We start from the raw sequence: 14227 nt of genomic DNA on the forward strand, positions 1-14227 counted from the left end.
TGCATCACGACGGAGCTTAAAACTCTTCCCAGTCGTTGCTGGCCGCGAGCGCCGCACCGCCTTGTGCGCGCCCCGCCGAGGCGGCAACAGGCCGCGACGAGGAGACCGGGCGGGCGAGGCCGCGCGATGACATTCCGGATGCCGAAGTCGAGACGGGCGAGGCTGCCGGCGCCCGCATACGGTCGCCGACCTGCCTGAGTTGCTGCGCCGCCGAGCCGAGCTGGAAGTGCGACAGAAGTTCGCTCAGCTTGTGGCTTTCCTGCGCAAGTCCCGCTCCGGCGGCATTCATCTCCTCGACCATGGCCGCGTTCTGTTGTGTCGCCTGGTCCATATGGTTGACGGCGGTGTTGACCTCCGCCAGACCCGAGGACTGTTCGTGGGCCGCCGTGGCAATGGCGTCCATATGGGCGTTGATCACCTGCACCAGCTGCTCGATCGCCGTCAGCCCCTCGCCGGTATCACTGACCAGCTTGACGCCTTCCGAGACCGCAACCGTCGAATTGTTGATCAAACCCTTGATCTCCTTGGCCGCATTGGCCGAGCGCTGGGCAAGTTCACGCACTTCCTGCGCAACGACGGCAAAACCCTTGCCCGCCTCGCCGGCACGCGCCGCTTCCACACCGGCGTTCAGCGCCAGCAGGTTGGTCTGGAACGCGATCTCGTCGATCACCGAGATGATCTGGTTGATCTGCCGTGAGGCCTCTTCGATGCGGTGCATGGCGGTCACGGCATTGCGGACTACCGCACCGGACTGGTCGGCACGCATGCGGGCATCGCGCACCACGTCGCGGGCTTCCGATGTCCGCTTCGAGGTTGCCACCACATTGGCGGTGATCTCTTCCAGCGCGGCTGCCGTTTCCTCCAGCGAGGCCGCCTGTTGTTCGGTGCGTTTGGCAAGGTTGTCGGAGGCGTCGGAGATTTCCTTCGAGCCACCGGTGACGGTGGAAACAGATCCTCCGACCGACAGCAGCGTCTCACGTAGCTGACGCACCGAGGTGTTGAAGTCGGCCCGCAGCGCCTCGAACTGTGCCGTGAGTGGCGTGTCGATCTCGCACAGCATGTCGCCCTGCGCCAGGCGGCGCAGATTGGTGGCGAAGGTGCGGGTTGCCTGGGTCAGTCGTTCTTCTGCTTCGGCCTCGGCGCGCGCCTGCATTTCGGCCCGTTCGGCTTCCGCACGGCTGCGGCCGGCGGCGGTTTCCGCCTCCAGTTCCGCATTGCGGATCGCCGCCTGGCGGAAAATCTCGACCGACTGCGCCATATCGCCAATCTCGTCGGTGCGGTCCGTATAGGGGATAGCGCTCGACGTATCGCCGTCGGCAAGCCCGGTCATCGATCGGGTGATCCGGCGGATCGATCCCGACAACGTCCGGGTAATGCTGGTGCTCAGCACGACAACGAGCAGGACGAAACCCATCAGAGCCGACACGATCGTCACCATTGAGGTCCAGGCCGCATCCAGGCGCGCATCGGCTGCGGAGAGAAGTTTCTCGCCGTTTTCGCGCAGCAGATTGGCAACATAATCGCGGCGGCTCCCCATGGCCTTGGAGAAGGGCCCCAGCTCGTCAGGTTTGCCGGTAAAATCTTGGAGGCTTTCCATCGCCTTCAGCAGATCGGTAATGATCTTGCCGTCCGGCGTTGTAAAAAAGGCATCATACCGCGCAACGAGAGCCGGAGACACGAATTCGCGGAACGCCGTGTCATTGTTGCGGATCTGGGCGATCGCGCTGTCGAACCGAGCCTGCTCGGGCTTTCCGAGCGTTCCCTTCTGAATGAACACCTGGCCCATGCGGTTGAGCACCAGATATCCTTCATTGACCTTCATCCAGGCGTGATAACCGCGAATGTCGCGGGCAAGCGCAACGTCGTCGGTCAGACCGCCGGCGCGCGAGGCAAGGGCGAGGGCCGCCGAGGCGATCGGCTGCGCATAGCGCAAGGGCATCAACGGATCGGTGTCGCCGCTGTCCACCTTCTGGCGAAACTCGCCAACCTTGGAATATGTCTTTTCAAGATCGCCGCGCAGCGATCGCGTCAGCGCATCGTCATAGCCCAGTCCGACCAGCGCATCGAGCTGATCGATCATGTCCTTGTAGAGCTGATCGGACAAGGCGCGCACCCGCGCGCGGTCCGCCGGCGGAACTGCGCCCTCCATGGGCATGTTCATCATCATCTCGCCGCCGGCATGCGAGAGCTTCGCCATCAGTTCAGCGCGACCAAGACTGTCATAATGTTCATAGCTCGACCAGCCGACAACGGCACCGAGCCCAACAACAGCAGTCAATGGTACAAAGGTCAGAAGCGAGAGCGCCCGGCGAAAGGGAAGCATTGCAAGCGACAACAACGGATATCTCCTCCTGCCGCCCGCCTCAACCACAAGGCCAGCGGCGTGTTTGATTTGGCCGCCGATGCAGCCCTTGAGAAGAATTGCCATGAATTGGTTGATGATAAGTTTCAAATAAACGGGAGAAGTAATACGCCTCCACCAACACGCGTGACGTGAAAATATTTCCACCGGACATACTCGACCGGGAACTGCTTATATTTAAAAGGAGAAAGTGAGCGGCAGCGGCAAACAAAAAGCCAGACTTTGCATGGACCACGCGGCAGCCTTGAGAAGGCAGAGAGGCCGGCAATGCTGCCGGCCTCTCGTGATTTCCGACCGAAGACGGATCATGTAAGCGCTGAGCGAGCGGCGTTTCTCACGCCGCACGACGCGCCGCAGCGGTCGCAGGCTTTGTGGTGGAGGCACGCTCCGGAGCCTCCTCGAAGACGACCCCGATCCGGAATGCATCCAGCATGGCGGCGAGTTGCGCGGCCTCGCGGGCAAGGCTGGAACTGCCGGCGCTCAGCTGCTCCACCATGGCGGCGTTCTGCTGTGTTGCCTGGTCCATGTGATTGATGGAACCGTTGACCTCGCGAAGCCCCGTCGACTGTTCCTGCGCCGCGGTTGCGATGGCGTCCATGTGCCGGTTGATCGATTCCACCATGCCGGCAATCGCACTCAGCCCGTCGCCGGTGGCGCTGACGAGTTTCACTCCTTCGGCCACAGCCTGTTCCGAATTGCCGATCAGGTTCTTGATCTCCTTGGCGGCATTGGCGGAGCGTTGCGCAAGTTCGCGCACTTCCTGCGCCACCACCGCAAACCCCTTGCCCGCCTCACCGGCACGGGCGGCTTCCACGCCGGCATTCAGCGCAAGCAGGTTGGTCTGGAAGGCGATTTCGTCGATGACACCGATGATCTGACCGATCTGACGCGACGCCGTTTCGATGCGGCCCATGGCAAGGACGGCATTATTGACGATGACGCTCGACTGCTCCGCCTGGCCGCTGGCCGCCCGCACGAGATCACGTGCCTCTGCGCTGCGCGAGGAGGTGGACATGACGTTTGAGGTGATCTCTTCCAGAGCGGCGGCCGACTGTTCCAGCGTTGCCGCCTGCCCTTCCGTCCGCTGGGAAAGATCTGCAGAGGCAGCCGCAATCTCGCCGCTACCGCCGCGGACCATGAACACCGTATTGCCGACCGAAATCAGCGTCTTGCGCAACTGTTCGACCGAGCTGTTGAAATCGTGCCGCAACGGTTCGAATTGCGGTGCAAATTGCTCCTCGATCTCGCAGAGCAGGTCGCCGGATGCGAGACGGCGCAGGCCGGTGGCAAGTGCGCCGGTCGCCGCATCGAGACGTTCCTGCGCTTCGGCTTCCGTTTGGCGCTGGAAGGCCAGGCGCTCGGCCTCACGCCGTCCGCGCGCTTCCTCTGCCTCAAGCTCCAAATCTGCATTACGGATCGCGGCCTGCCGGAACACCTCGACGGAACGTGCCATACCGCCAATTTCATCCGCGCGGTCGAGATCCGGGACGTCGATGCCCCGATTGCCCTGCGCCAACTCGTTCATGCAGCTGGTCAGGCGCTCGATTGGGCGGGTAACACGGCGGATGATCACCATCAGCGCGGCGCCGGCAAAACCGATCGTGGCCAGAAAGATCCCGCCATAGATCAGCATGGAATGGAATGCTCCGCTGAGTGCGGTCTGCGCACGTTCCACAAGAACGGCCTTCGCCACGAGAGCGACTTCGGCAACCGAGCCAAGAGCGGTCTTGTTGCCAGCCCGCCACTCATCCGTATTCATCGGCAGCGGTTTTTCCGTATGAAGGGCGGTGATCAACTCCTGCCGGCGCTGGGCAAAGCTGCTGGTGAAAAAGTCCTGCTGGCCGCGCGCATAGGCCTGCCGCAAGACGGGCTCGGTCGCCGGATGCGCCACCAGGGCACCGACGATCTGCCACAGCGCATTGATGCGGGCCTCGCCAACGATGACCTTCGCATACTGCTCTTCGTTCATCCGTTTGGCCGATGCCACCAGTGGGTTGAGGACCAGCGAGACCTCGCCCGCCGCCACACGCGCGCTCCAGGCAGTCGAGCCGATCTGGCTGACGGGAACCAGACTCGGATCCAGCGCGCGGATACCCTCGCCGATACGCTCGGATGCATCGCCAAGCGAATTCAGGAATTTCTGCGTCTCCGACATCCACTGATCGCTGAAACTTGCATCGCGACGCGCCAGGGGCTGCGCGAGTGTATCGTCCAGCCGCTGGCGGAAGCTTTCGACCATGCCGTATTGATCCATGACCTGCCGCATCGAACCGCTGACCACGCTGTCAGACACGGACGGTGTTGCATGACGCACATCGGTCATTGCCGTGATCGTATCCGAACGGTCCTTGCGGAGCTGTGCGATTGCGCCATCGGCCTTTTCGATCGGCAAAACAAGCGCAGGCGGGCCGTCGCCCCGTTCGTTGCGGAAAGCCAGCAAGGTATTGAAAAGAGCCTTGTCCAGCACGGCGAGATCGGAAATCTCGGAATAGCGGCGGTAATCTCCAACCGAGGAGACAAACGCGGAACCGACCAGAACGCAAACAAGCGCGCTCAGCGCTGTGAAAATTCCGATCAATATCGTTTTCAGGGAAATGGCCATAGCGGTCTCATCCTATTGCAATGCACTATGGATAGACCGGAGAAAGCAAACGAAAAGTTACAATAAAAGCCGGATTCTGCCCCATAATATCGCGCTGCAGCAAAAAAATCGGATGATTCGAAAGATCGTGAATCGTTCTTCGCAGCGCTGCGAAATTCTGTCTCAATCTACCACAGCGGCAAAACCGCAAGCTGGGCAGATGCAAAAGCCCCGGCATGGCGGCCGGGGCTTTTTTTTTCACGCATGATCGTCCCTGGCGCGGGACGTTGTGCCATCAGCGCGTCAGGCGCTTGTAGGTGACCCGCTTCGGATTGACCGAGTCCGGGCCGAGGCGACGGATCTTGTCCTTTTCGTAGTCTTCGAAGTTGCCTTCGAACCATTCCACATGGCTGTCGCCTTCGAAGGCGAGGATATGGGTGGCCAGGCGGTCGAGGAACATGCGATCGTGGCTGATGATGACGGCGCAACCGGCAAAGTTTTCCAGCGCGTCTTCGAGCGCTCCCAGCGTTTCAGTGTCGAGGTCGTTGGTCGGTTCGTCGAGCAGCAGCACATTGCCGCCGGCCTTCAGCATCTTGGCAAGGTGCACACGGTTGCGCTGGCCACCGGACAGGTTGCCGACCTTCTGCTGCTGGTCGCCGCCCTTGAAGTTGAAGGCACCGCAATAGGCGCGCGAATTCATCTCGTATTTGCCGAGCTTGATGATGTCGTTGCCGCCGGAGATCTCCTCCCAGACGTTCTTCGAACCATCAAGCGAGTCGCGACTCTGGTCGACATAGCCGAGATGCACGGTATCGCCGATGCGGATCTCGCCGCTGTCGGGCTGCTCCTGGCCGGTGATGATGCGGAAAAGGGTCGATTTACCGGCACCGTTCGGACCGATGACGCCAACGATGCCGCCCGGCGGCAGCTTGAAGGTAAGATTTTCGAACAGCACGCGGCCTTCATAGGCCTTGGTGATGTTTTCCGCCTCGATGACCACCTGACCGAGGCGCTCGCCGACCGGGATGATGATCTGCGCTTCACCCGGACGACGGTTCTCGGCTGCTGCCACCAGTTCGTCATAGGCCCGGATACGCGCCTTCGACTTGGCCTGACGCGCCTTCGGCGAGGAGGCGATCCATTCCTGTTCGCGCGACAGCGCCTTCTGGCGGCTGCCCTCTTCCCGCTCTTCCTGGGCGAGACGCTTCGCCTTCGCATTGAGGTAAGCCGAGTAGTTGCCTTCGTAAGGAATGCCGCGGCCGCGGTCGAGTTCGAGGATCCAGCCGGTGACATTGTCGAGGAAGTAACGGTCGTGGGTGACCATCAGGATGGCGCCCGGATATTCGCGCAGATGCTTTTCCAGCCAAGCGATCGTCTCGGCGTCGAGGTGGTTGGTCGGTTCGTCGAGCAGAAGCAGATCGGGCTGGCGCAGCAGCAGCTGGCAGAGCGCCACGCGGCGACGCTCACCACCGGACAGGTTGTCGACGGCGGCATCACCCGGCGGGCAGCGCAGGGCATCCATCGCCATCTCGACCTGGCTTTCCAGATCCCAGAGGTTCTGGCTGTCGATGACGTCCTGGAGTTTCGCGCCCTCTTCCGCCGTCTCGTCGGAATAGTTCATCATCAGCTCGTTGTAACGGTCGAGGATCGCCTTCTTGTCGGCCACCCCTTCCATGACGTTTTCGAGCACCGTCTTCGACGGATCGAGCTGCGGCTCCTGCGGCAGGTAACCAAGCGTCGCGCCATCCGCGAGCCAGGCCTCGCCGGTCCATTCCTTGTCGAGGCCGGCCATGATCTTGAGCACGGTCGACTTACCGGCGCCGTTCGGGCCGAGGATACCGATCTTGGCATCGGGGTAGAAGGACAGATGGATGTTTTCGAGGATCTTCTTGTTGCCGTAGGCCTTGTTCAGCCCGGCCATGTGATAGATGAATTGACGTGCCATAAGGATGATCGCTCCGGCGTCTCTTTTGGGGTTTGGACGCTATCTAGGCGAATCGACGCCCGGGAGCAATGCGCGAGATCCCCATTGCCGGGATAGCAGCGGCTTTTCCGCCGCTATTCGAACCGTGCGTGGTCGATCCGGAAGAAGCGCGGCGAGCCGGGCGGGCCGTCATGGATCAGCGTAAGGCCGGGCCATTCGCCGCCACGCATCAGCCTGGCAAACAACGTGTCGTTTTCGATGTAGGGCGCGACGTCATAACGGCACACGGCAAGATAATCGAAGGGGGCAGCAGCCCTCTTGCGCGTCTCGCTATCCATCGAGAGAAACACGTCGAACATGGCGCGCATGCCGGGCGCGGCTCTGTGAAACGAAATGGAATTGATCGTCATGCCCGGCGGCAGTCGATCGAGCAGGAAAAGACCGAGTGAACTCGGGGCGACGATGCGACCGGGTGGCAGGCCCCGAAGCGGGCTCGGATCGATATTGGTGCATAGATCGACGGTCATGTAGTCCAGCAGTTCAAGAACCGGCTTGCGCTGCGGGACCGCGAGCCAGAGGGAAACCACACAGACCAGGCACCCGCCAGCAGACGCGACAAGTGCCGTCCGTGCGCCTGGCCAACGCTCCTTGACGCCGCTCCAGACGGTGGGGAGGACCAGCAGGACGAGAGCTGCGGGAAACCGCATGAAGCGGGTCTGGATCAGGGTGAGCAGCAAAAGCGCGACACCGGTGGCGAACACGATGACGAAGGGCGCATGCGCCGCCCGCATCTGGCGCCTCATCGAGGGAAGAACGGCCAGCGCGACGACGGCCAAACCTGCAATGCAGGCAACCTTAATGAACTCCCCTTCACGGTAGAAATCCAGAACTGACCGCTCCTGCTGCACACGATCGAGCCAGAGCGACCGCACCATCGGTTCGATGAAGGCATAGGGACCGGCAAGGCATGACGGAAAGACGAGCGCGAGAGCGCCGATGAGCAACATTGCCGCAACGGCAAGATAAATGAGCCGCGCCCATCGGCCTGCCCGCCCCAGAAAAAGCGCCGCGGGAAGAATGACGACGGAAAAGCCGAGCAAGGCGCTGATATAGGGTGCCGAGAAGGCATCGCATTCTGTCGCCATCATCCGGTGAGGCCCGAGAAAGATCAGGCCCGCGAGAAGCGATACCACAATGGCGGAGGTTGCCAGCCCGGCCAGCAGCCGTCGTCCGCCCTTCACGCCGAAGACGAAGGCCAGGCAGGGTCCGAGCAGCAGCACCGCGAGAACGGGTGCGAGTTCCAGGCCGACGAGGAAGGACAAGACGACGCCGAGACCGGCGATCAGTCCGCCGGAATAGGACCAGCACGATATGCCGTAGACGGCAACCATCAGCATCACGATCTGCACATTGTGATGATCGATCCGACCCGGCGTGAACTCCCAAAGGGTCAGCGGCATGAGTGCGAAGGCCGCCACGATATGCAAGGGCTCGATCTCCACCCGTGGGCGGGACAGATTGAGGACGGAGCCGATCCAGAGAAGACAAAAGGCGAGGAGCAGAACGGGCTGCCACAGCCGGAAGGCCCATGCGATGGCATCTTCCGGGGCGAGCGCGAGTTGCAGCACACGGGCAATGGCGACGTAGGGAAGATCGATCAGCCGCGACCAGGGAGACACATAGGGACCTGGCATGTCGATTCCGCGAATGGTCAGATCATACCATCCGCCATAATCGAGAAACTGCCGGATCTGGATGCCCCGCAGGATGTCGTCGATATCCCGATAGAAGAACCGGCCGTAAATGATATCGAAGCCGACAAGAAAGACGGAGATTGCCAGCGCCGCCGCGAGCAGGCGTGCCAGTGTCGGCTGGACCAGAGACACGCGCTCTTCACCAATCTTGACCCTGCTGTCCTGTAATCGATCCACAGTTGTGCCTACCGCTCCCTTTTCCCGCCGGGACACGCTAGAACGGCGAGACTGCAAAAGCGTTAACCCCCGAGACGGCATGGCCAACAGACCGTTGCATATTTCGCCGTCCGCGGTCACAACTCCATCGGGAAGAGCCACACGACCGGGCTGAGGAGAAAACCAATGTTTGCAACGCCATCACGGCTCGCCAGCCCCACCGGAGCCGCGCTTTCGCTGCGGCATGAACCCGCACATGGCGAGACAAAAGCAATCCTGCAGATCTGCCACGGCCTCGGCGAACATTCCGGCCGCTACCGGCGTTTTGCCGAATTCATGGCCGCCCGTGGTTTTGCAGTTTATGCGCATGACCATCGCGGCCACGGCCTGACCACGGCACCCGATGCCGTTCAGGGACGGTTTGCTGAGGCGGGCGGCGTGGACAAGGTGATCGCCGATGTGAAGGCAGTCACCGATCACGCACTCGCTGCCCATCCGGGGCTGCCGGTGCTTCTCTTCGGCCATTCGATGGGCGGGCTGATTGCGCTCAACACCGCGCTCAGCCATCCCCGCACCTATGCAGCCCTTGCCGTCTGGAACTCGAATTTCGCCGTTGGTTTTCTCGGACGCGTGGCTGAGGTGGTGCTGAAGACGGAGCGGGCGCTGAAGGGTTCGGATGTGCCGAGCACGATCCTGCCGCGGCTCACCTTCGACACCTGGGGGCGGTCCATGCCGAACTACAAAAGCCAGGCGGACTGGCTGAGCCGCGACCGCGCGGAAGTCGAAGCCTATGAAGCAGATCCCCTCTGCGGTTTCGACATCAGCGTGTCGATGTGGCTCGATGTGTTCGCCCTCACCTTCCGCGGCACGGAGCCCACACTCCTTTCCCGCCTGAAGAAGGATCTGCCGATCCACCTCGTCGGCGGCGGCAAGGATCCGGCAACCGAAGGCGCCAAAGCCACCGCCTGGCTCTCGCATCGCCTGGCGTCTGCCGGTTTTTCGCAGGTGACGAAGCGTATCTATCCCGAGATGCGCCACGAGACGCTGAACGAGATCGGCCGGGAGGAGGCCATGGCCGAGTTTGCCACCTGGGCCGAAGACAGCCTGGCGAAGGTCAAGGCCGCGGCCGGAATGATGTCATGACTAGAAATCAAGTGCCGCACTGATCAGCGCGGGCTATGAGAAGGTGGAGATGACCACCTGATGCCGGTAGCCCCCTCACCCCGCCTCCGCTTCGCTCGGCGGACCTCTCCCCCAAGGAAGAGGAGAACCGCAAGCGGCACGGCAGATCCCTTCTCCCTCGGGGAGAAGGTGCCCAAGGGGCGGATGAGGGGCTACAGGTAAACTGTCTGCTGTTGACGGATCAATTTCGACACGGCAGCGGATGCAAGAAGACCGGCGAGGAGACATGCAGAGCGAAAGCCCCAAGAAACCGCCCCTTCAGGGCATCCGTGTGATCGAACTCGCGCGCATCCTGGCAGGCCCCTGGGCAGGTCAGGTGCTGGCCGATTTCGGCGCGGACGTCATCAAGGTGGAAAACCCGAACGGCGGTGATGATACCCGTACCTGGGGCCCGCCCTTCGTGACCGGATCGAACGGCGAAAACCTGTCTGCCGCCTATTACCACGCAACCAACCGTGGCAAACGATCGGTCACGGTGGATTTCTCCAAACCCGAAGGCCAGGAGATCATCCGCCAGCTGGTGAAGGATGCCGATGTCGTCATCGAGAACTTCAAGCGCGGCGGGCTTGCCAAATACGGGCTGGACTATGCCAGCCTGAAGGCGATCAATCCGCGGCTTGTCTACTGCTCCATCACCGGTTTCGGCCAGGACGGTCCCTATGCCGATCTCGCCGGTTACGATTACATCGTCCAGGGCATGTCCGGTTTCATGTCCGTCACGGGCGCCATGGATGGCGAACCGATGAAGGCGGGCACAGCGGTTGCCGATCTCTTCACCGGCGTTTATGCGGTCACCGCCATCCAGGCGGCGCTGATCCATGTGATGAAGACCGGCGAAGGCCAGCACATCGACATGGCGCTGTTCGATGTCATGTCTGCCGTGATGGCCAACCAGAACATGAACTATCTGGTCTCCGGCGTCTCCCCCGTGCGGCTTGGCAATGCCCATCCGAACATCAGCCCCTACGAGGTAATCCCGACCGCCGACGGCCACCTGATCCTTGCGGTCGGCAATGACGGCCAGTTCGCGCGTCTGTGCAAGGTCCTCGGTTTGGACGGCGTGGCGGAAGATGAACGTTACGCCACCAACAAGGCGCGCCTCGCGCGCCGCGCCGAGGTTCGTGCACTGGTGATCGGCGAGACGGCCAAGTGGACGAAGGCCGATCTCCTGGCCGCCTGCGGCGAGAATGCCGTACCCGCCGGACCGATCAACTCGATCGCCGAAATGTTCGACGATCCGCAGATCAAGGCGCGCGGCATGCGCATCGATCTTCAGACCGAAGACGGCACGACGATCCCGGGTGTGCGCACGCCGATCCTGCTGTCGCAAACGCCGCTGGCCTATCACCGGCCAAGCCCGGCGCTCGGCGAGCACACCGACGACGTTTTCGCCGAATTCGGCATCGAAGACACCGAAGACAAAAAAGACATTGCAGACAAGGAAGGGCAGACCCCATGAAGACCGGTGGCCAACTCATCGTTGAGGCGCTGAAGGCAAACGGCGTCAGCCGTGTCTCCTGCGTGCCGGGGGAAAGTTATCTCGCGGTGCTTGACGCGCTTTATGACAGCGGCATCGACGTTCTGGTCTGCCGCCAGGAAGGCGGCGCGGCGATGATGGCGGATTGCTGGGGCAGGCTGACCGGCGAACCCGGCATCTGCATGGTCACCCGCGGACCGGGCGCCACCAATGCGTCCGCCGGCCTGCATGTCGCCATGCAGGATTCGATCCCGATGATCCTTTTCATCGGCCAGGTGCAGCGTGATGCCCGCGAACGCGAGGCCTTCCAGGAAGTCGAATATCGCCGCGCCTTCACTGAATTCGCCAAATGGATCGGCGAGATCGACGATGCGCGCCGTATTCCGGAATTCGTCACCCGCGCCTTCGCGGTCGCGACCTCCGGCCGCCCCGGCCCGGTGGTGCTGACGCTGCCGGAAGACATGCTGATGGACGAGGTCGAGGCCCCGCCCGCCAAGCGCTATACCCGCGTCGAAAGTCATCCGGGCCAGAGCCAGGTCGAGACATTCGCGGCAATGCTGAAGGAGGCCCGCCGCCCGATGGTCATCCTCGGCGGCACCCGCTGGAGCGAAGAATCCGTTGCCGGCATCCGGGACTTTGCCGAACGCTTTCACCTCCCCGTCGGCTGCTCCTTCCGTCGTCAGATGCTGTTTGACCACCTGCACACCTGTTATGCCGGCGATGTCGGCATCGGCATCAATCCGGCCTTGGCAAAAGAGATCAAGGACAGCGACCTGATCGTGCTCTTGGGCGCCCGCATGTCGGAAATGCCCTCCTCCAGCTATACGCTGCTCGACATCCCCTACCCGTCGCAGAAGATCGTGCATGTCTTCCCCGATCCGGAAGAGCTCGGCCGCATCTACCGACCGGATCTCGCGATTGCCGCCGCGCCGGCGGAATTCGTCGCAGCCCTTCGTGACCTCGAAGCTCCCGCCTGGCCGGTCTGGGCGGAGCGCACCGCAGCCATGCATGACGCCTATCTGAAATGGTCGACCCCGCCGCAGACCGGTCCCGGTGACGTGCAGATGGGCCCGATCATGGACTGGATCGAAGAAAACACACCGAAGACGGCGATCTTCACCAATGGCGCCGGCAATTATGCCACCTGGCTGCACCGTTTCCACCGTTTCCAGGCCTACAACACCCAGGCGGCCCCGACCTCGGGTTCCATGGGCTACGGCCTGCCGGCGGCGGTCGCGGCAAAACAGCTGTTCCCCGAGCGCGAAGTGGTCTGCTTTGCCGGCGACGGCTGCTTCATGATGCATGGCCAGGAATTCATCACCGCCGTGCGTTATCAACTGCCGATCATCACCGTGCTCGTCAACAACGGCACCTATGGCACGATCCGCATGCACCAGGAACGGGAATTCCCCGGCCGCGTCAGCGCCACCGACCTCGTCAACCCGAATTTCGTGGCCTTCGCAGCGGCCTATGGCGGCCATGGCGAGCGGGTGTCGAAGACCGACGAATTCGGCCCGGCCTATGAGCGCGCCCGCGCCTCCGGCAAACCGGCGATCATCGAGGTGATGCTCTCGCCGGAAGCGATCACTCCGACCAGGACGCTGACGCAGATCCGGGAAAAAGCCTGAGGGGTGGAGCTTGCCAGCGACGAGCCACGAGGCTCGTCGCAGTCGGCAATCGGCCCGAAGCGGACGTTGCCGAGCGAATCTGAATGGGCAGCTTTGCTTCCAAGTCAGCCGTTCAGCTCCTTTGGCGACCTCCTCAAAAGCAGACCGTAATCGGGCAATTTTTGGGGCTCCCAGACGTGGCTCGGGCCGGCACCGACTTTGGGTCAGTTGTTGGCAGATGAGCTGCGGCGCTCACTTCTTCGGGAAAAGTTTGGCCAGCGCCGCCTCATGGTCCTGATCAATTCTCAGGCCGATGGACCGCCGGACTTCGGCGGCGAGTGCCAGTGCCCGTTCGCCGCTGGCGCGCGCTCCAGATGCCACCTGAAACGGGTTGTTTTCAAAGTGCCGGGCGTAGTTCGCATACCTGTCCTCGGCCTCGATCTCATTCAGGAACGTAAGCACCTTGTAGGCCAATCCGACCTTCATGCACCGCCAGTCCGCATCTGCGGGAAACTGTGGCGGACGCGGCAGAGCCAATGACGAAACTTCCTGGTACCGATCGTATTCACTGCTCACGTCGCCCGAGAGCGACGAGCATTGTGCCGCGTAGTTCTCGAGTGCGGCGGCGACACGGCTTGCAAGATAGGAACGCTCCTGCCTTGTCTTGAGCCACGACGAAAATGCACTGCCGATCCACCCCATAGCCGTCGTGAAGATTGCCGACACTAAACCGGTGGCAATGATGGTGCCGACAATTTCCTTCGTTGTCCAATCTTCCATGACGCTCCCCCGTTGCTGGTCTCTTCCTAGACGGGCGCGTCGAAATCAGGAAGCGTCATGACACGCAGTTCTTCGGGAATATCGAAGACGTAGGCGACGGAAAGGTAAATGTGGTCCAATATAAGGACCGATTCGGCTTGCACTTCGGCAAAGAGGTTTTGAGAATTTGTCAAAAAAGAAGGGGCATTGGGGCGATTGTAGCTTTTGCGGCAGATACAAATTGACGACGCGGGAGCACATATTTCCTCGCGGTATTTATCCGCTATCGAGTGCGACCAGTAAGGTTCAAAGGATCACGATACCAGACTGCACGGCATGCAACAGTGGGACTTCCGATGATGACGCGCACTTTCGCAATGTTATGTCCGTTGCAGGTGACGCGACAGATGCGGTCCAAGAACTCT

8 protein-coding genes are annotated in these 14227 nt (G+C 61.8%); 3 read left to right on the top strand and 5 right to left on the bottom strand.

What is annotated here, in order from left to right; translation table 11 throughout:
- Window positions 1-16: 16 nt before the first annotated feature.
- The 4 genes from OU993_RS27950 to OU993_RS27965 form a co-directional block, all read right to left on the bottom strand.
- Window positions 17-2323, bottom strand: a complete 2307-nt coding sequence (locus OU993_RS27950) for a methyl-accepting chemotaxis protein (RefSeq protein WP_268162579.1) — start codon at window positions 2321-2323, stop codon at window positions 17-19.
- Window positions 2324-2696: 373 nt separating this feature from the next.
- Window positions 2697-4964 (bottom strand): methyl-accepting chemotaxis protein, encoded by a 2268-nt coding sequence (locus tag OU993_RS27955; protein ID WP_268162422.1) that lies wholly within the window; start codon window positions 4962-4964, stop codon window positions 2697-2699.
- A gap of 274 nt (window positions 4965-5238) precedes the next feature.
- Window positions 5239-6888, bottom strand: coding sequence for an energy-dependent translational throttle protein EttA (gene ettA, locus OU993_RS27960; RefSeq protein WP_268162424.1), 1650 nt, complete (start codon window positions 6886-6888; stop codon window positions 5239-5241).
- Between the two features lie 113 nt (window positions 6889-7001).
- Window positions 7002-8753, bottom strand: coding sequence for a hypothetical protein (locus tag OU993_RS27965; RefSeq protein ID WP_268162426.1), 1752 nt, complete (start codon window positions 8751-8753; stop codon window positions 7002-7004).
- 210 nt (window positions 8754-8963) lie between these two features.
- On the opposite strand from OU993_RS27965, the gene OU993_RS27970 reads away from it, so the two are divergent.
- The 3 genes from OU993_RS27970 to OU993_RS27980 all read left to right on the top strand — a co-directional run bounded on the left by OU993_RS27970 (window position 8964) and on the right by OU993_RS27980 (window position 13064).
- Window positions 8964-9920, top strand: a complete 957-nt coding sequence (locus OU993_RS27970; RefSeq protein WP_268162428.1) for an alpha/beta hydrolase — start codon at window positions 8964-8966, stop codon at window positions 9918-9920.
- A 265-nt stretch (window positions 9921-10185) separates the two neighbouring features.
- Entirely contained in the window at window positions 10186-11418 is a 1233-nt protein-coding gene (locus OU993_RS27975) for a CaiB/BaiF CoA transferase family protein (RefSeq protein ID WP_268162430.1), read from the top strand.
- The gene (locus OU993_RS27980; RefSeq protein WP_268162432.1) at window positions 11415-13064 is read left to right on the top strand and encodes a thiamine pyrophosphate-binding protein; all 1650 of its coding nucleotides are present in this window, start codon (window positions 11415-11417) and stop codon (window positions 13062-13064) included. Before OU993_RS27975 ends, OU993_RS27980 begins: the two co-directional genes overlap by 4 nt.
- A 231-nt stretch (window positions 13065-13295) precedes the next feature.
- On the opposite strand, the gene OU993_RS27985 is transcribed toward OU993_RS27980, so the two are convergent.
- Complete coding sequence (locus OU993_RS27985; RefSeq protein WP_268161447.1) at window positions 13296-13823, bottom strand: hypothetical protein; 528 nt, start codon at window positions 13821-13823, stop codon at window positions 13296-13298.
- Window positions 13824-14227: the final 404 nt, after the last annotated feature.

The organism is Rhizobium sp. SL86, assembly GCF_026672545.1.
Classification (GTDB): Bacteria; Pseudomonadota; Alphaproteobacteria; order Rhizobiales; family Rhizobiaceae; genus Neorhizobium.